General features: G+C 69.2%; 16 protein-coding genes and 1 pseudogene. 9 read left to right on the forward strand and 8 right to left on the reverse strand.

Annotation, left to right across the window (positions count from 1 at the left end):
* Positions 1-263: pseudogene (locus Q7P21_RS06445) on the reverse strand (aspartate kinase); the annotation flags it as partial.
* Between the two features lie 114 nt (positions 264-377).
* Between Q7P21_RS06445 and ubiG the strand changes: the two are divergent.
* From ubiG to Q7P21_RS06470, 5 genes are all read left to right on the forward strand, one after another.
* Positions 378-1,124 carry a bifunctional 2-polyprenyl-6-hydroxyphenol methylase/3-demethylubiquinol 3-O-methyltransferase UbiG gene (ubiG, locus tag Q7P21_RS06450; protein ID WP_304176280.1) on the forward strand — a complete coding sequence of 249 codons (747 nt, stop codon included), beginning with the start codon at positions 378-380 and terminating at the stop codon, positions 1,122-1,124.
* 24 nt (positions 1,125-1,148) lie between these two features.
* Entirely contained in the window at positions 1,149-1,952 is an 804-nt protein-coding gene (locus Q7P21_RS06455) for an FkbM family methyltransferase (protein ID WP_304169798.1), read from the forward strand.
* Positions 1,953-2,024: 72 nt separating this feature from the next.
* The gene (locus Q7P21_RS06460) at positions 2,025-3,644 is read left to right on the forward strand and encodes a long-chain fatty acid--CoA ligase (protein WP_304169800.1); all 1,620 of its coding nucleotides are present in this window, start codon (positions 2,025-2,027) and stop codon (positions 3,642-3,644) included.
* A 70-nt stretch (positions 3,645-3,714) separates the two neighbouring features.
* Positions 3,715-4,635 (forward strand): alpha/beta fold hydrolase, encoded by a 921-nt coding sequence (locus Q7P21_RS06465; protein WP_304176282.1) that lies wholly within the window; start codon positions 3,715-3,717, stop codon positions 4,633-4,635.
* A gap of 162 nt (positions 4,636-4,797) precedes the next feature.
* A complete protein-coding gene (locus Q7P21_RS06470) occupies positions 4,798-5,880 on the forward strand; it encodes a Zn-dependent alcohol dehydrogenase (protein WP_304169805.1) in 1,083 nt (360 codons plus the stop codon).
* A gap of 433 nt (positions 5,881-6,313) precedes the next feature.
* Here the strand turns inward: Q7P21_RS06470 and Q7P21_RS06475 are convergent, their stop codons facing one another.
* The 4 genes from Q7P21_RS06475 to ctrA form a co-directional block, all read right to left on the reverse strand.
* Positions 6,314-7,696, reverse strand: coding sequence for a M23 family metallopeptidase (locus Q7P21_RS06475; protein WP_304169807.1), 1,383 nt, complete (start codon positions 7,694-7,696; stop codon positions 6,314-6,316).
* A gap of 180 nt (positions 7,697-7,876) precedes the next feature.
* Positions 7,877-8,227 (reverse strand): arsenate reductase (glutaredoxin), encoded by a 351-nt coding sequence (gene arsC / locus Q7P21_RS06480; protein WP_304169809.1) that lies wholly within the window; start codon positions 8,225-8,227, stop codon positions 7,877-7,879.
* Entirely contained in the window at positions 8,224-10,653 is a 2,430-nt protein-coding gene (locus Q7P21_RS06485) for a M20/M25/M40 family metallo-hydrolase (RefSeq protein ID WP_304176284.1), read from the reverse strand. Before Q7P21_RS06485 ends, arsC begins: the two co-directional genes overlap by 4 nt.
* Before the next feature lie 152 nt (positions 10,654-10,805).
* Positions 10,806-11,501: a response regulator transcription factor CtrA gene (gene ctrA, locus Q7P21_RS06490; protein ID WP_242566288.1), complete on the reverse strand. Its 696-nt coding sequence runs from the start codon at positions 11,499-11,501 to the stop codon at positions 10,806-10,808.
* 554 nt (positions 11,502-12,055) lie between these two features.
* On the opposite strand from ctrA, the gene fliI reads away from it, so the two are divergent.
* From fliI to Q7P21_RS06505, 3 genes are read left to right on the forward strand one after another with little or no spacing between them, the layout of a single operon-like run.
* A complete protein-coding gene (gene fliI / locus Q7P21_RS06495; RefSeq protein ID WP_304176286.1) occupies positions 12,056-13,393 on the forward strand; it encodes a flagellar protein export ATPase FliI in 1,338 nt (445 codons plus the stop codon).
* Between the two features lie 15 nt (positions 13,394-13,408).
* A complete protein-coding gene (locus Q7P21_RS06500) occupies positions 13,409-13,822 on the forward strand; it encodes a flagellar export protein FliJ (RefSeq protein ID WP_304168525.1) in 414 nt (137 codons plus the stop codon).
* Positions 13,819-14,871, forward strand: a complete 1,053-nt coding sequence (locus tag Q7P21_RS06505) for an endo-1,4-beta-xylanase (protein ID WP_304176288.1) — start codon at positions 13,819-13,821, stop codon at positions 14,869-14,871. Before Q7P21_RS06500 ends, Q7P21_RS06505 begins: the two co-directional genes overlap by 4 nt.
* Positions 14,872-14,930: 59 nt before the next feature.
* Here Q7P21_RS06505 and Q7P21_RS06510 read toward each other — a convergent pair whose 3' ends face one another.
* A complete protein-coding gene (locus Q7P21_RS06510; RefSeq protein ID WP_304176291.1) occupies positions 14,931-15,800 on the reverse strand; it encodes a PhzF family phenazine biosynthesis protein in 870 nt (289 codons plus the stop codon).
* Positions 15,801-15,867: 67 nt separating this feature from the next.
* Here Q7P21_RS06510 and Q7P21_RS06515 point away from each other — a divergent pair, with 67 nt between their 5' ends.
* Positions 15,868-16,164, forward strand: coding sequence for a helix-turn-helix transcriptional regulator (locus Q7P21_RS06515; protein WP_304168532.1), 297 nt, complete (start codon positions 15,868-15,870; stop codon positions 16,162-16,164).
* 32 nt (positions 16,165-16,196) lie between these two features.
* Here the strand turns inward: Q7P21_RS06515 and Q7P21_RS06520 are convergent, their stop codons facing one another.
* Both Q7P21_RS06520 and Q7P21_RS06525 read right to left on the reverse strand, forming a co-directional pair.
* On the reverse strand, positions 16,197-16,631 hold the full coding sequence (locus Q7P21_RS06520) for a GNAT family N-acetyltransferase (protein ID WP_304176293.1): 435 nt from the start codon (positions 16,629-16,631) through the stop codon (positions 16,197-16,199).
* Entirely contained in the window at positions 16,628-16,975 is a 348-nt protein-coding gene (locus tag Q7P21_RS06525) for a DUF4282 domain-containing protein (RefSeq protein WP_368670110.1), read from the reverse strand. The genes Q7P21_RS06520 and Q7P21_RS06525 overlap by 4 nt, the downstream gene beginning before the upstream one ends.
* Between the last annotated feature and the right edge of the window lie 62 nt (positions 16,976-17,037).

Consider the following 17,037-nt stretch of genomic DNA (forward strand, 5'->3'; position numbering starts at 1 on the left):
ATGGCCAGCAGGCCGGCGGTCACCTGTTCGCCGGACGCCACCACCACGTCATATTCGTCGTCGGAGGGCGCCAGGCCCTGGGCGGCGGGGCCCGCGCCGTCGGTCCAGGCCACCAGCTCATTGGTCTTGCCGGACATGGCCGAGACCACGACCGCCACCTGATGTCCGGCCGCGACTTCCGCCGCCACGAGCCGGCCCACGCGCCGGATGCGTTCCAGGTCGGCCACCGAAGTGCCGCCGAATTTCATCACCAGCCGGGACATGGGGCTACGGCTATTGCTCCGCTCAAGGAAAGGGCGCGCCCTTCTAGCCACGGGAAAGGCGCGGGGCAACGGCGTGCTTCGACTTCCGGCTCGGAGCAGGCTAAAAGGTCGCCCATGACGCCTGCGTCCTCCATCGACCCCGCCGAAGTCGAACGCTTTTCACGGATCGCCGCCGAGTGGTGGGACCCCAAGGGCAAGTTCGCGCCGCTGCATCGGTTCAATCCCGTGCGCCTGTCCTTCATCCGCGACCAGGCGGCCCTGAGGTTCGGCCGCGACCCCACGGCGCGTGCGCCGTTCCAAGGCCTGCGGCTGCTGGATATCGGCTGCGGCGGCGGCCTGCTCAGCGAGCCCATGTGCCGGCTGGGCTTTTCGGTCACCGGCGTCGACGCCTCGGAGCGCAATATCGGCACCGCCAGCGCCCATGCGGCCGCCCAGGGGCTGGAGATCGACTTCCGCGCCTCCACCGCCGAGGCCCTGGAGGCCGAGGGCGTGGCCCCGTTCGACGTGATCCTCAACATGGAGGTGATCGAGCATGTGGCCGATCCGGAGGCCTTCCTGCGCAATTGCGGACGGCTGCTGGCCCCGGGCGGGCTGATGATCGTCGCCACCCTCAACCGCACGCTCAAGGCCTTCGCGCTCGCCAAGGTCGGCGCCGAATATGTCCTGCGCTGGCTGCCGGCCGGCACCCATGACTGGTCCAAGTTCCTTCGCCCTGACGAACTGCGCGGCTTCCTGCGCGACGAACCCCTGGCCATCCAAGGTCCGTTCGGCGTCAGCTATGATCCTCTGAGCGGCCGTTGGTCGCGATCCTCCGACTGTGACGTCAACTACATGATGACCGTCACGCGGGACGCGGCGTAGAGAGCGGACACAAGGAACCCATCCATGCCTTCCCTCCGCGTGCTCGGTCACGCCTTCCGCGCCTGGCGGCGCAATATGCGATGGGCCAAGCACGAGCCCGAGACGCCCTATCTGGCCGATCTGCTATCGGGCGCGCCGGTGTGCCTGCATGTGGGGGCCAGCGATGGCCGCCATTCCTATGTCATGACCCAGGTCGCGCCGGACGCGCGGATCTACGCCTTCGAACCCTCCGCCTTCACCTTCCAGGTGCTGAAGACCTGCCTGGCCTGGCACGGCATTTCCCGCCAGGTCACCCCGGTTCACGCGGCAGTCTCCGACATGCCGGGCGAGCTGCTGCTGGTGACCCCGAAGAAGACCTCCGGCCGCATGGGCCGCGCCTATGCCTATGTCGCCGAGGAGCCGCCGGAAGGTAAGGTTCGTCCCGATCTCGAGGACATGGGCGTCGAGCTGCAGCCGACCCCGGTCGTCACCCTGGACGACTATTGCCAGAAGCACGGCGTCACCCGGGTCGACTTCATCCGCATGGATATCGAGGGCGCCGAGCAGAAGGCGCTGAAGGGCGCCGAGAACGTCATCGACCGCGACCGGCCCCATGTGCTGATCGAGATCCACCCGGCCATGCTGACCTCGCGGTTCGGCGGCTCCGCCGAGGCGGTGGTCGAGATGTTCCGCTCGCGCGGCTACCGGATGTTCGCCCTGAACGGCGACCGCCTGGAGGAGCGCACCACGGTGGTGCCGGAGCTGCCCTGGAAGGACTATTTCTTCGTCCACCCCTCCCGCGCGCCCAAGCTGCCGGACGGAGTGTTCAAGGCGCGCATGGCCGCCTGAGGCTGGGGCCTAGCGAACCCCGCCCTGGCGTCCTAAACCTTGCCGCAACGAGACAAGCGCGGGAGGGCGGCGATGCTGGCTTTGATGATGGACCGGGCCCTGAGCCTGCCCTCCATCCTGGAATACGCCGCGCTCTATCACGGCGACCGCGAGGTGGTGACCCGCACGGTCGAGGGACCCATCCATCGCTATGACTACGCCTCCGCCCTGGCGCGATCCAAGCGGATGGCCAACGCCTTGCTGGCCATGGGGGTGAAGCCCGGCGACCGGGTCGCGACCCTGGCCTGGAGCACCCACCGCCACTTCGAGCTCTATTATGCGGTCAGCGGCATCGGGGCTGTGCTGCACACCATCAATCCGCGCCTGCATCCGGATCAGGTGGCCTGGGTCGCCAATCACGCCGAGGATTCGGTGCTGTTCTTCGACATCAGCTTCGGCGAGCTGGTGGGCGACCTCGCCGCCAAGCTGCCCCTGGTGAAGACCTTCGTGGCCATGACCGATCGCGACCACCTGCCGACCCAGGCGCCGGCCGGGACCCTGGTCTATGAAGAGCTGATCGACGCCCATTCGCCGGACTTCACCTGGCCGGAGGTCGATGAGCGTCAGGCCTCGGGCCTCTGCTACACCTCCGGCACCACGGGCAATCCCAAGGGCGTGCTCTACAGCCACCGCTCCACCGTGCTGCACGCCATGGCCCTGGTGGCGCCGGACACCTTCGACCTCGGCGCCCGCGACGCGGTGCTGCCCTGCGCCCAGATGTACCACGCCAACGCCTGGTGCACGCCCTATGCGGCCCCCCTGGTCGGGGCCAAGCTGATCCTGCCCGGCCGCCACCTCGACGGCCCCTCGATCTGCGAGCTGGCGGTGGCCGAGCGGGCGACCTTCCTGCTCGGCGTGCCGACCATCTGGGTCGGCGTGCTCGACCACCTGGACCAGACCGGCGGCAAGCTGACCACGGTGCGCAATATCGCCATCGGCGGCTCGGCGCCGACCGCCTCCCTGGTCTCGCGGGTCGAGGAGAAGCTGGGCGCCACGGTGCGCCAGATCTGGGGCATGACCGAGACCAGTCCGCTGGGGGTGATCAACACCGCGCTCGCCAAGCACGCCGATGAAGGCGCCCTGGGCGCGGCGAGCCGCAAGCTCAAGCAGGGGCGCGGCCTCTGGGGGGTCGACCTGCGGATCGTGGACGAGGCGGGCGAGATCCTGCCCCGCGACGGCAAGAGCCCCGGCCAGCTGCAGGTGCGCGGACCGTGGGTGGCCTCGGCCTATTTCAAGAACGAGGGGGCCCAGGCCTTCACCGACGACGGCTGGTTCGACACCGGCGACATCGCCACCCTCGACCCGGAGGGCTATCTGCGGCTCACCGACCGGGCCAAGGACGTGATCAAGTCGGGCGGGGAATGGATCTCGACCCTCGACCTCGAGGACGCGGTCTGTTCGCACCCGGCCGTGGCCATGGCCGCGGCCATCGGCGTGCCGCACCCCAAGTGGGACGAGCGCCCCCTGCTGCTGGTGGTCCTGCGCCCCGGCCAGACCGCCGATCCGGAGGTGCTGAAGGCCCATGTCGCCGAGCGGGTCGCCCGCTGGTGGACGCCGGACGAGGTGCGCATTGTCGACAGCCTGCCCATCGGGCCCACGGGCAAGGTGCTGAAGCGCGAACTGCGTGACCAGGTGGCCACGGCGGCGGTCTGATCGGCAGAACCTGGCTTGAGGTTCGGCGTTCTAAACCCCAGCTGAAGGTTCTGGGGCTTAGGATCGATCCGTGGCGCGCAAACGACCCAAGGGTGTTCTGGAAATCGGCCTGGCTGCGGTGACCGCCGCGGCGACCGGGCGGACCGAACACGCGCCCACGGCGGCCGACTATCCCGATGATGTTGTGCGCCGCGTGACCTTCAAGGCCGGCGGTGAACTGGGCTGGCGGATCTCGGCCCTGACCACGCCCAGGGCGCGGCCCGCGCCGTGGAAGATCGTGGTGGTGACCGGCGCGCCGTCCTGGGCGGAATACTGGGCGCCGGCGCTCGCCGCCCTGTCGCAGGACCGCGAGATGATCGTGGTCGATCGCCCCGGCTATGCCGGCTCCGAGCCGATCGAATATGTCGGCGACATCCGTCTCCAGGCCCAGGCCCTGTCGCCGCTGCTCGAGGCGCGGCCGGGCCAGAGGGTGCTGCTGGTCGGCCAGTCCTATGGAGCGGCGATCGCCACCCTGATGGCGGCGGGGGTCAAGTCCAATCGGCTGGGGGGCCTGGTCCTGCTGTCCGGCTATTTCGGTCATTCCGGCCCGACCGCCGACTTCCTGCTGAAGGCCGGATCGCGGCTCCTGAAGCTGATCCCCCGCGACCTGCGCCATGCGGTGCTGGAGGTGACCCATCAGGCCGAACAGCTCGACGGGGTGCGCGCGGCGCTCGCCCGGCTGCGGGCGCCGGTGCATGTGATCCACGGCGACCGCGACGACTTCGCCCCCATCGAGATCGCCCAGGCCCTGGTGGCCGAGACCCGCTCGCGTCGACCCATGCGGTTCGAGCGCGCGCCGGGCGCCGACCACTTCCTCAATGACGGGCCGGTCGATGTGCTGTTGGCGGCCCTGGAGGGCTGCATCCCGCCCTCGCGGCCCCGCCTGGCCTGGCCGTCCTGGCCGAAAATCGGCTGGCCCTGGAACCGGATCGCCGCCCCGACGGCGGGTTGATCCGTCGCCCGTTCGGGACGATCGCCGAGGGGCGAAAAGTTTGGTGAAATTCCTTGGCGCGCGATGCCTGAACGGCGATAAGCTTGGACCCGAAGAGGCCGCAACCATACTGCGGCTTCGATAATCCGCCCGTTCAGGGCGCTGATCGGGGAGATCGCCATAATGAAGGCCGCAGTGCTGCGCGAAGTGGGCAAGCCGCTTCAGATCGAGGACGTCCAGATCCACAAGCCGGGCCCGCACGAGGTGCTCGTTCGCACCGTGGCGGCGGGCCTTTGCCACTCGGATCTCCACTTCATGGAAGGCTCCTATCCGACCCAGCTGCCCGCCGTGCTGGGCCACGAAAGCGCCGGCGTCGTCGAGGCCGTGGGCTCGGAAGTCCGCACCGTGAAGCCGGGCGATCACGTCATCACCTGCCTGTCGGCCTATTGCGGCCACTGCGAATCCTGCCTCACGGGCCACCTTTCGCTGTGCGTCTCGCCCGAAACCAAGCGCGGCCCGGACGAAGAACCGCGTCTGTCGGCCGCCAATGGCCCGATGACCCAGTATCTGAACCTGTCGTCCTTCGCCGAGCAGATGCTGATCCACGAGCATGCCTGCGTCGCGATCCGCAAGGACATGCCGCTCGACCGCGCCGCCCTGATCGGCTGCTCGGTGATGACCGGCGTGGGCGCCGCGATCCACACTTCCAATGTCCGTCCCGGCGAGACCGTGGCGGTCATCGGCTGCGGCGGCGTCGGCCTGTCGGCGATCAATGGCGCGGCCATCGCCGGCGCCGGCCGGATCATCGCCATCGACATGGTCGGCTCCAAGGGCAACCTGGCCATGGAGTTCGGAGCCACCGACTTCATCGACGCCTCCCAGACCGACGCGGTCAAGGAAGTGCTGGAAATGACCAAGGGCGGCGTTCACCACGCCTTCGAGGCCATCGGCCTTTCCAAGACCGCCGAGCAGGCCTTCGGCATGCTGCGTCGCGGCGGCACGGCCAACATCATCGGCATGATCCCGATCGGCCAGACCATCACCCTGCCGGGCTTCGCCTTCCTCGGCGAAAAGAAGCTGCAGGGCTCGATGATGGGCTCCAACCGCTTCCCGGTCGACATGCCGCGGCTGGTCGATTTCTACATGAACGGCAAGCTGAAGCTCGACCAGATGATCTCGCAACGCATCAAGCTGGGCCAGGTCAATGAGGGCTTCGCCGACATGAAGCGTGGCGAACTGGCCCGTTCCGTCATCATGTTCGACTGATCGCGGCCTTCGGCGGATCGGAAAAGCCCCTTCTCGCGGAGGGGCTTTTTCTTGCGCGGATGACGTAACAGGTTGCGGGGATACAACACCCGGGCGGCAACCGTCCCAGTATGCTGGTTTAGCGCGAGAATTCGGTCTCTCGCCCCTTGCTTCGCGACCCGAAGGATGGCGAAATTTTCCTCAAGGTTACGGCATGCGACGCCAAGACGCGCGGCCGTAAGGGGGCGCGGACGGCGCGGTGGGCCATCGGACCCGCAAGGCTGCACGAGACAAGCGCTTCTAGGGGGGAGGCGGGCGTACGCTCCGTAGACTGAGCGATCGCCAGCGCTGGAAGCGTTACCGAGGGGGCGGTTCGTAAGGACCGCCCCTTCTTCATGAGGCGTCCTTGGGGCCGACGGCTGGGATCGCGTCGTGCTTTGGATTCAAAAACGCCCTACCGGCGCAGGCCGGCATTGATCACCGGATCGGCCGCCGCGAGGGCCAGGCGGCGGGGGGCGGGTTCGGGCTCGATACGGGCCTGGGCCTGTTCCTGGGCGCCGACCAGCTTGTCGATGCGCGCCTTCTCGGACTTGAAGGCGGCCAGTTCGGAGCCGCCGAGCACGGTGCCCTGGGGCACCTTGGCGCTGATCGGGTTGACCCGGGCGCCGCGGAACCAGGTTTCATAATGCAGGTGCGGGCCGGTGGAGGCGCCGGTCGAGCCGACATAGGCGACCAGCTGGCCCTGGCGCACGTGCTGGCCCGCCTTGAGACCGGAGGCGTAGCGCGACAGGTGGCCGTAGCCGGTCTCCCAGCCGTCGTTGTGGCGGATGCGCAGCCAGTTGCCATAGCCGCCCCAGCGGCGCGCCTCGACCACCACGCCGTCGCCGGCGGCCAGCACCGGCGTGCCCATGCCGGCGCCGAAGTCGATGCCCTGGTGCATGCGGTTATAGCCGAGGATCGGGTGGCGACGCATGCCGAAGCCCGAGGTCATGTGCGCCCCGTCGACCGGGGTGCGCAGCAGGAAGCCTTTGATGTTCTTGCCGAACTCGTCGAAGTACTCGACGTCGCCGCCGCGCTCGAAGCGATAGAAGCGGATGCCCTTGATCTGGGCGTATTGCAGGTCGCCGGCCTCGACCGTGCGGCCGCTCTCGGTGACCTGGCGGTTGAAGACCAGCTCGAACTTGTCGCCCGGCTTGATGTCACGGTCGAAGTCGACCTTGTGCGAGAACAGCTTGACCATCTGGGCGGTGATGGCCGAGGTCGCCCCCAGCGCCGTGGCGCTTTCATAGAGCGAGCCATTGATCTCGCCCTGGGCGACGGTCTGCTCCTCGCGAACCTTTTCCTCCAGCTCGCGCAGGCGCAGGGCCCCGTCGAAGGTGCGCGAGACGGTGACGGCGGTGGCGGGACCGGTGCGCAGCGACAGCCCGATCAGCCGCGCCGGACCGCGCTCGCCGCGCGGATGGGCGATGGCGGCGTCGAACATCATGCCGGCCTTGATGTGGACGGTGTCCATGGTCTCGGCCAGGGCCTGGACCACCTGGTGAGCGTCGTCGGCGGTGACGCCGGCGCGCTTGACGGCGGACTCGAAGGTCTCCCCCGGCATGATCTTCACCGGCACGCTCTCGGGGCGCGCGAAGCCGGGCTGGGCCTCGGCCTGGGTGAAGGCGGTGTGTTGCAGCAGGGCGATGGCGGCGGCGTCGAGCGGGGCGGGGGTCGGGGCGGTCGCTTCCGCGGCGGTCAGTCGCCATCCGAGCGCCAGGGCGGCGAACCCAGCCACACCCATCAGCAGGCGCGGGGCGATGCGCAGGGTCGGACGTCGCGGATCGAACTCTTGCATCGTGCCCCCGTACTAACGATGCGCCAAACCCGACTTAACCACGGCCAGGGTCAAATTGGCGCAACGGTTTGGATTGAAGCAACATCCAGGCCGCGCGAGTCTGACCAGAGGTGGTTAATCGAGGGTAATAGTCTCGCTTCAATTCCCATTTGTCACGGCCTTGCGCCCTTCAGGCGAGGGCTAGATCAGGTCGAGCACACGCTCCACGGGACGGCACAGCGCCGCGCCCTTGGAAGTCTCGACTATAGGGCGATTCACCAAAATGGGATCTTTGACCATCGCGTCGAAAATCACCGCATCGGAGGTGGCCGGATCGGTCAGGCCAAGGGCCTCAGCCTGGGTGCCCATCACCCGCAGCATGGCGTGGGCCCCGACCCCCATCCGGACGGCCAGGGCGGCCAGCTGGTCGTGGGTCCAGCCGGTCTTCACATACTCCACCACCCGGGGTTCGATCCCCTTCTCGCGCAGCAGGGCCAGGGTGTTGCGGGAGGTGCCGCAGTTGGGATTGTGATAGATGACGACGTCGCTCATGGCCTTGTCTTAGCGGCTGGCGCGGGCCAGGTGAACCGCCGCTGGCCGGTGACGACGGTGGAATCCGACAGGTCGAAGCCGCTCAGGGCCGCGGGGCGCGGCGGCAGGGCGACCGCGCCGGCGGGCCACTGCTCGGTGGTCGCCGCATAGCGGACCTCGAGCGCCCCGGGGCCGGGGGGCAGGAAGCTGATCTCCACCCCGTCCGGCCCGGCGGTCCAGCGCAGGTGGGTCCAGTGACCCAGGTGGGCCAGCAGGGCGGCGGGCCGGCCATTGATCCGCACGTCGGCGACCGGCACATCGGCGCGAAGCTCCAGGTTCAGCACCCGTGCTCCCGCGGGCGCCGTGGCGTGCAGCTGAACCCGGCCTCCGGGCCCGGAGACCAGGGTCAGTTCCGCAGGGGCGGCGGCGACGGCCTTGGCCGGAGCGGCCCAGACCTTGCGCGTCGTCACGCCGGGCAGGTCGGCCCTGGCGATCGCGCCGCCGTCGGCGGTCAGGACCTGGCGGGTCCAGTCGGCGAGATCGGGGGTCAGGGCGACGCGCTGGGCCCGGCCGGTGTCGGCGTCCTGAACATATTCCACGACGCTGGCGCGGGGATGGCGCGGGCTCCAGGGCGGCGCGAAGCGCACGACGGCGACCAGGGCGAAGCCCGCCGCCAGCAGCACCAGGGCGAGGGTCCGGGGCCGGGCTGATCCGCCCTCCGCCTGGGCCAGCGGCCAGATCACCAGGGCGGCCAGCCACACGAACAGGGTCATGAGCTCGGGCAGGTCCAGGCCCAGATAGACCACATGGGCGTAGGTCAGGACCCAGCCGACCCCCAGGGCGGCGCCCAGGGCCAGGAGGGGCGTCACCCAGGGCGATCGCGAGGCGCCCAGGCCGCTGGCCGCAGCCAGCACGGCGGCGAGCGTCAAGGGCCAGGCGACCAGGAAGCCGGTGGTGGGGGCGGCGATCTGCAGGGCCAGGGCCATGGCCAGGCCCAGCAGCAGAAGGCCGCTCCAGGCGCCGGCCACGCCGGCCGGGCGGGCGAAGGACAACAATGCGATCACCGCGCCGCCAGCGCCGACACCCAGGCCGATCGGGTCCCAGCCGCCAAAGGCGGAACAGGCGACGCCGGCCAGGATCGACAGGGCCGCAGTGGCGAAGCGGCCCCGGCCCCGCCCCAGGCTGGCGGCGGCATAGGTCAGGGCGCCCAGGCCGATGACCAGCAGGGTGGCTTCCCACAGGCCCGCCTGGGCCAGCAGCTGACGCTGATCCAGGAAGCCCATGCCGACGCCGGTGGCCCGGCGCGCGAGACGCAGGAACACCACGGCGCTGGTCAGCAGATAGCCCGCCGCCCCCAGGCCCTGGGCCAGGTCGATCCATAGGAAGGTGCGGGCTCGGCGCGCGCGCCAGACCGCCATCCCGATGAGGCCGGCGGCGAGGATCAGCAGGCCCCAGCCGACGGCGACCGGATAGGCCAGGAACAGGCCGCCCGGCAGGTTCGAATAGACCTGGTCCGGCGCCCGGCCGGGCAGGGCGGGGTCGAAGGCCGCCAGTCGCGCTGCGCCGAGCGCGGTGGCGCCCATGTGCTGCAGGGACCCGGCGTCGAGATTGTCGGGGGTGGCGCTGGGCGAGTGATAGTCGAACTGCTGGCCGATGAAGGCGAAGTTCAGTCCGGGCAGATGGGCCGCGTCGGAGACCGTGAAATCGGTGTCGTTGGGCAGGCGTCTATAGAGGAACACCGCCAGCGAGCTGGCCAGGGGCGCGGGGCGGGCGCGGCGCATCAGGGCGACGTCGTCGCCATTGGCCGCGGCGGTCTGGAACATCTGGGCCCGGCCGCCGGCGCCCCGGGTCTCCAGGTTCAGCAGATAGCCGGCGTGATGGGCCAGGGGGTGGCGCTCGAAGAAGGCGGTCGCGCCCAAGAGGCCCGCCTCCTCGCCGTCGGTGATCAGCACGATCACGTCGCGAGCGGGTGTGCCCTGGGCCTTCAGGGCCCGGGTGATCTCCAGCACCGAGGCGACGCCGGCGGCGTCGTCGGCCGCGCCGGGCGAGCTCGGCACGCTGTCATAGTGGGCCATCAGCACCAGGGCCGGGGTCTGGCGGTCGCGACCGGGCAGGACGCCCACAATGTTCTCGACCATGCCGCCGCCGGCATAGGTGTCGGGCCCCGGGGCGCGGGCGAACACCCGGAACACGTCGGTGCGCTGGACCTGGGGCGCGAGGCCCAGGGCGGTCATGCGGCCGATCAGATAGTCGCGGGCCTGGGCGTTGGCGGCCGAGCCGACGGGGTGTGGAACCCGGGCGATCACCCGGTCATCGACCAGGGCGCGGGCGGCGGAGAACTGGGCGGCGGGGGCGTCGATCGCCAGGGGCCGGGGCGTCCGTTCGGTCAGCCACGACAGGGCCAGGGCCAGGATGAGAGCGGCGGCGAGCGCCAGATCTTTTCTCAATTCAAGCCCTCCCCAGGCCGTTCGCGCGGGAGGTTAGCGGTTTCGCCGCGTCGAACCAAAGGGATTGGCCGAGGCGCGACGTCGGCGGGCCAAACGAAAAACGCCCGCCGGAGGTCCGGCGGGCGTCTTCGCGTCTCTTTGCAGCGTGTCGCTTAAGCGGCGATGACGCCTTCCGACGGGTCGCGCAGCACATAGCCGCGGCCCCAGACGGTTTCGATGTGGTGCTTTCCGTCCGCCGCGGCGGCCAGCTTCTTGCGAAGCTTGCAGATGAACACGTCGATGATCTTCAGTTCGGGCTCGTCCATGCCGCCATAGAGATGGTTCAGGAACATCTCCTTGGTGAGCGTGGTGCCCTTCCGGAGCGAGAGCAGCTCCAGCATCTGGTATTCCTTGCCGGTCAGGTGGACGCGGTTGGCGTTCACTTCGACGGTCTTGGCGTCCAGGTTCACGGTGATGTCGCCGGTCTTGATAACCGACTGCGCGTGGCCCTTGGAACGGCGGACCACCGCATGGATGCGCGCCACCAGCTCGTCCTTGTGGAACGGCTTGGTCATGTAATCGTCGGCGCCACCGCCGAGCGTCTTAACCTTGGTGTCGATTTCCGCAGAGCCGGACAAGATCATGATCGGGGTATTGATCTTCGCAACCCGAAGGGTGCGCAGAACGTCCATCCCGCTCATATCCGGCAAGTTCAGGTCGAGCAGGATAAGATCGTAATCATAAATCTTACCCAGATCGACGCCTTCCTCGCCGAGGTCCGTCGTGTAGATGTTGAAGCCTTCTGACTTCAGCATCAGCTCGATGCTCTGCGCGGTGGCACTGTCGTCTTCTATCAACAGAACGCGCATTAAATCCTCCTAGACCGCCGCGCCGCAAAACCCGGGATTCGATGAATCCGCAAGGCCCCTCGCGGTTAACCTACCGGCGAGTGAATTTAAGACCGGTTAATGTTGATTGGCCTCTGCCCGAATCGTTAACTCGATTTGAGAATCGTCAGCAAGGCCGCTGGTCCCGGCGGGACTCCGGCCCCGGTTGAATCTTTTGTGATGGAACAACCGCGCCAAACCGCTTGCGTTTGGCCCGCCCGCCTTTCCGCCCTGATCCGTCCCAGGCCCCCGTCGCCGGCGCCCCTTGGAACAGTGAGTCCGTTCAAGGACTTGAGTCCGGGCTCCGCTCGGCGGGAGATTCGCCCGGCGGGGCCCGTTTGGCCGCGGCGGGAGCTTTTGGCGAGGCCGCGTCCACCCCAGGCCCGCCAAGGCCTTGCGTCAGTCGGCCGCACGCCGGTCGGCGACTATTTTTCGGCGTCGCGCCATTGGTCGCAGCGGCCCGATCAGGCCCGGTCCGTTCATGACCAGTTAACGCGGAACGGCGGATTCTTCCGGCTCACTTCCGAGGCCCCGAATTGCGCAATCTCGTGTCCGCCGTCGAGCGTATTGATCCGTTGACCGTGTCCGGCCGCGTGGCGGCGGTGAACGGCCTGCTGATCGAGGCCCGGGGCGGCCTGACCCGGTTGTCGGTGGGCGCCCGCGTCGGCATCATGCGCCGGGCCGACGTCCCCCTGCCGGCCGAGGTGGTCGGCTTCCGCGAGACCCGCGCCCTGCTCATGCCCTTCGGCCCGGTCGAGGGCGTGGCCCCCGGCGCCGAGATCCGCATCGAGCCCGAGGGCTCGGTGGTGCGCCCCACCAAGGCCTGGCTGGGCCGCATCGTCGATTCCTTCGGCAACCCCATCGACGGCCTGGGCCCCTTGCCTCAGGGCCAGGCGGTCTATCCCCTGCGCGCCTCGCCGCCCGCCGCCCATGCGCGGGGCCGGGTCGGCGAGCGGCTGGACCTCGGCGTCCGCTCGATGAACGTCTTCACCACCTGCTGCCGCGGCCAGCGCCTCGGCGTCTTCGCCGGCTCCGGCGTCGGCAAGTCGGTGCTGCTCTCCATGCTGGCCAAGCAGGCCGATTGCGACGCCGTCGTGGTCGGGCTGATCGGCGAACGGGGCCGGGAGGTCCGCGAGTTCATCGAGGAGACGCTCGGCGAAGAGGGCCTGCGCCGCGCCATCGTGGTGGTCGCCACCTCCGACGAGCCGGCGTTGAAGCGCCGCCAGGCCGCCTACATGACCCTGGCGCTCGCCGAATTCCTCCGCGACCAGGACATGGAAGTCCTGTGCATGATGGACTCCGTCACCCGCTTCGCCATGGCCCAGCGCGAGATCGGCCTGGCCGCCGGCGAGCCGCCGACCACCAAGGGCTATACCCCCACCGTCTTCACCGAACTGCCCAAGCTCCTGGAGCGCGCCGGCCCTGGGCCGATCCGGCCGGACGGCACCACGGCGGGCCCGATCACCGGCATCTTCACCGTGCTGGTGGACGGCGACGACCATAACGAGCCGATCGCTGACGCCGTGCGCGGGATCCTCGACGGCCACATCGTCATGGAGCGGGCCATCGCCGAGCGCGGCCGCTTCCCGGCGATCAATGTGCTGAAGTCGATCAGCCGGACCATGCCGGGCTGCCAGCTGCCGGAGGAGCGCGAGGTCGTGAAGCTGGCCCGCCAGACCCTGTCGGCCTACGCCAATATGGAAGAGCTGATCCGCATCGGCGCCTATCGCTCCGGCGCCGACCCCCTGGTCGACCGGGCGATCCAACTGAACCCGGCGCTGGAGGAATTCCTGCGCCAGGACAAGGACGAGGCCACCTCCTTGGACGAGAGCTTCGAGCGCCTGGCGCGCGTTCTGATGGGCGAGGCCGCCTGACATGGGTGATCTGAAATGAGCTGGGCCGACAGTCTGATCAAACTCTCCGGCTACGAGGTCGAGGTGCTGCAGAAGCGCCTGGCCGAGATCGCCGACCGGCGCCAGGCCGTGGACATGCGGATCGTCATGCTGGAGGCCGAGGCCGAGCATGAGGCCCAGCGCGCCCGCGAGGACGCCCAGAACGGCTGGTACCAGGTCGGCTTCCTGGAGGGCGTCCGCATCCGCCGCGCCGCCCTGCAGTACGAGGCCGAGCAGATCATGATGGAAGAGGCCGGCGCCCGCGACGCTCTGGCCCAGGCCTTCGAGGAACAGAAGAAATACGAACAGGTCGCCGACAATATGCGGATCGCCCGCGACAAGGTCACAGCCCGCCTGGAGACCGCCGCCCTGGACGAGCTCGGCCTGCGTCGGGCCGCGTCGGGCCGGTGAGCCTGCACCGCCGCACCGTTCTCGGCGCGGCCGCCCTGGCGCTGGCGGGCTGCGATCATCGCGGCCTGTCGCTCACCGCGCCCGGTCATCTGCCGCCTCTGAAGGATGTCGCCCAGTTCCCGGTCGGCACCTGCGTGCGCTCCGACTTCCTGGCCGATCCCGCCTATGCGGCCCTGGTCGAGACCCAGGTCTCCCAGATCACGCCGGAGTGGGAGATGAAGATGGAATACATCGTCGGCGACGACGGCATGTTCCGCTTCGAGGCCCCGGACAAGATCGCCGCCTTCGCCAAGGCCAAGGGCATCCGGCTCTTCGGCCATACCCTGGTCTGGTACATCCAGAAGCCCAAGGGCTTCCTGAACCTCGACGAGGCCAAGACCCCGTTCGCCACCGCCTATCGCAACTATATCGCCACCGTGGTCGGGCGCTATCGCGGCCAGGTCGTGGGTTGGGACGTGGTCAATGAGGCCGTGGCCGACGAGGGCGACGGCCTGCGCGACAGCCTGTGGAGCCAGAAGCTCGGCAAGCTCGACCACATGACGCTGGCCTTCCACCACGCGCGTGAGGCCGATCCGGACGCGCCCCTGTTCCTCAACGACTTCTATCTGGAGCTGAAGCCCAAGAAGCGGGCGCAATATCTGCGCCTGGCCGAGGCCCTGCTGAAGGCCGGCGCGCCGCTGACCGGCCTGGGCACCCAGACCCACTGCGGTCCGGAACTGCCGCCGGGCGCCATCAAGGCCGCCATCGCCGACATCGCCAGCCTGGGCCTGCCGATCCACGTCTCCGAGATGGACGTCTCCCCGGCCCGCGCCAGGGGCCTGTTCAAGTCCCGCGCCGACCTGGAGGCCGGCCAGGCCCGGGTCTATGCCGAGGCCGCCGAGGCCTTCTCAAGCCTGCCGGCCCGCCAGCGTTTCGCCTTCACCCACTGGGGCCTGCGCGACAAGGACTCCTGGCTGAAGCACGAAGACCCCACCGACACCCCCCTGTTGTTCGACGACAAGGGTCGCCCCAAGGCCTGCGCCGAGGCCTGGGAGCGGGGACTGAGCTAGAGCGCTTCCCGAAAAGTGTGACGCACTTTTCGGATCAAGAAATGCTCCAGTTTTATGAGCTAGAGCGTCACCTCGCCCTTGAACACCGGCACGCAGCCGCCGCCGACCGTGGCGCGGACGCCGTCGGGGGCGCGGCGGGCGGTCACCGACAGCCGGCTGGGCCGGCCCATCTCGACGCCCTGGATCACCTCATAGGCCGCCTCATCGGCGTCGGTCAGGGACAGCAGCAGGGCGCCCAGGGTGGCGTTGGCGCTGCCGGTGGCCGGGTCCTCGACGGTGCCGGTCAGGGGCGAGAACATCCGGGCGCGGATCTGGTCGCCGACCCGGGCATAGAGGTGCAGCGACAGGCGCATGGAGAAGCCTTCCGTGGTGTCGGCCACCGTGCGGAAGGCGCCGGCGTCCGGCTGGGCGCGGGTCAGGGCCTGCGCCGTCACCTCGGCGAACACGAAGTCGACGCCGACCGAGGCCTGGATAGGCGCGTGGGCGGTGGTGATCACGTCAAGGGCGTCGATGCCGGCGCAGGCGGCGACCTGCTCTGGCGTGAAGCGGGCGCCGGTCGAGAGCGCCTGGGGCGCGGCGATGTTCGCGCCGGCGCCATCGACCTTCACCTCGACCAGTCCGGCGAGCTCCTCGAACACCAGCCTGCCGTCCTGGGCGCGACCGGCCTGGGCCAGCACCCAGCCGGTGCCGACATTGGGATGGCCGGCGAAGGGCATCTCGGCCGTGCGGTTGAAGATCCGCACCCGGGCGGTATGGGCCGGGTCCTCCGGCGGCAGCACGAAGGTGGTCTCGCTGAGATTGAACTCGGCGGCCAGGGCCTGCATCTGGGCGTCGCTCAGGCCGCGGGCGTCGGGGAACACCGCCAGCTGATTGCCGCCGAAGCGGGTGTCGGTGAAGACGTCGACGGTGACGAAGGCATAGGTCGGCATGGCGCGCTCCCTTGAGCTTGAAGGCCGGCAGCCTTGACATAAGTTCGTCGATTGGCAAAGTCCCTAAATGCGCGACGCCTTCCACGCCCTGTCCAATGACAAGCGCCTGCAGATCCTCGACTGGCTGAAGGATCCCCGCGCCCATTTCCCGCCCCAGGTCGACGGCGATCTGGTGGCGGACGGGGTCTGCGGCCTGTTCATCGCCGACAAGCTGGGGGTCAGCGCGCCGACCCTCTCCGAGCACATGCGCATCCTCGTCGAGGCCGGCCTGGTCACCGCCACGCGCCTCAAGCAATGGACCTTCTACCGCCGCGACGAAGCCGCCCTGGCCGCGCTCAAAGCCCAGATCACCCGGGAGCTATAGCTCCTCCCCCAAGGGGGCGAGGGCTTGGCGTTTCAGTCGAGCGCCTTGACCATGAAGAACCTCGGGAACATCGGCGCGGGTCCGTCGATCTGGCCGAACAGGCGAAAGCCCAGGCGCTCATAGAACGGCCGGGCCTGGAAGGCGAAGGTGTCGAGCCAGAGGTTGTGGCAGCCGCGCCGCCGGGCCTCGGCCTCCGCGTCGGCCATCAGGGTCTGGCCCAGGCCCAGGCCGCGCACGGCGTCGGGCAGGGCCAGGGTATCGACGAAGAACGAGCCCCAGACCGACTTGCCCCACAGGCCGCCGATCACCTCGCCCGTGTCAGGATCACGGACCAGCACGGCGAAGGGCCGGGGCGTGGCGTCGCCGACCGCCGCCTCATTGAAGGCCAGCAGGGCCTTGCCGATCCGTTGGTAGTCGTCGTCGCTCGGGGTCGAGGTCCGCTCGAGGACCGGGGCCTTGCGGCTCACCGGGCGCGGGGCGCCGGGGGCGGCTGGACGGGGCGGGCCGAATATTCCGCGTCGGTCGCCTGGCGGATGGCGTGCAGATCGTCGCTCAGCCGGAACAGGGCCACATAGAGTTCGCAGAAGCTGCGCCACAAGAGCACCATGGCGGCGACCACCAGGAAGCCGCCGACCAGCACGCCGCCGGCCAGCAACAGGCCCATCAGCATTTCTTCACGCAGGGCCACGCCCACCGCCGTGCCGATGAAGCCGAAGGCGATCAGGGCGATCACGCCCAGGCCGGCCCAATAGATCAGGTGGATGACCTGGTTGGTCATCAGCCGCTCGAAGGTCAGCAGGTCCCAGAACACGCCGGAACCGGGGCCGCGACGAACAGGAGGGGGTTTAGGAGGCCGCATGCGATTCCCAGCGC

Source organism: Phenylobacterium aquaticum, from assembly GCF_947378715.1.
GTDB classification, from domain to species: Bacteria; Pseudomonadota; Alphaproteobacteria; order Caulobacterales; family Caulobacteraceae; genus Phenylobacterium; species Phenylobacterium aquaticum_A.

What these genes read in the sequence shown, in the direction of transcription:
- ubiG (WP_304176280.1), top strand. Translation starts at nt 378, where the DNA reads ATGACGCCTGCGTCCTCCATCGACCCCGCCGAAGTCGAACGCTTTTCA.
- Q7P21_RS06455 (WP_304169798.1), top strand. Translation starts at nt 1,149, where the DNA reads ATGCCTTCCCTCCGCGTGCTCGGTCACGCCTTCCGCGCCTGGCGGCGC.
- Q7P21_RS06460 (WP_304169800.1), top strand. Translation starts at nt 2,025, where the DNA reads ATGCTGGCTTTGATGATGGACCGGGCCCTGAGCCTGCCCTCCATCCTG.
- Q7P21_RS06470 (WP_304169805.1), top strand. Translation starts at nt 4,798, where the DNA reads ATGAAGGCCGCAGTGCTGCGCGAAGTGGGCAAGCCGCTTCAGATCGAG.
- Q7P21_RS06475 (WP_304169807.1), bottom strand. Translation starts at nt 7,696, where the DNA reads ATGCAAGAGTTCGATCCGCGACGTCCGACCCTGCGCATCGCCCCGCGC.
- arsC (WP_304169809.1), bottom strand. Translation starts at nt 8,227, where the DNA reads ATGAGCGACGTCGTCATCTATCACAATCCCAACTGCGGCACCTCCCGC.
- ctrA (WP_242566288.1), bottom strand. Translation starts at nt 11,501, where the DNA reads ATGCGCGTTCTGTTGATAGAAGACGACAGTGCCACCGCGCAGAGCATC.
- Q7P21_RS06500 (WP_304168525.1), top strand. Translation starts at nt 13,409, where the DNA reads ATGAGCTGGGCCGACAGTCTGATCAAACTCTCCGGCTACGAGGTCGAG.
- Q7P21_RS06510 (WP_304176291.1), bottom strand. Translation starts at nt 15,800, where the DNA reads ATGCCGACCTATGCCTTCGTCACCGTCGACGTCTTCACCGACACCCGC.
- Q7P21_RS06515 (WP_304168532.1), top strand. Translation starts at nt 15,868, where the DNA reads ATGCGCGACGCCTTCCACGCCCTGTCCAATGACAAGCGCCTGCAGATC.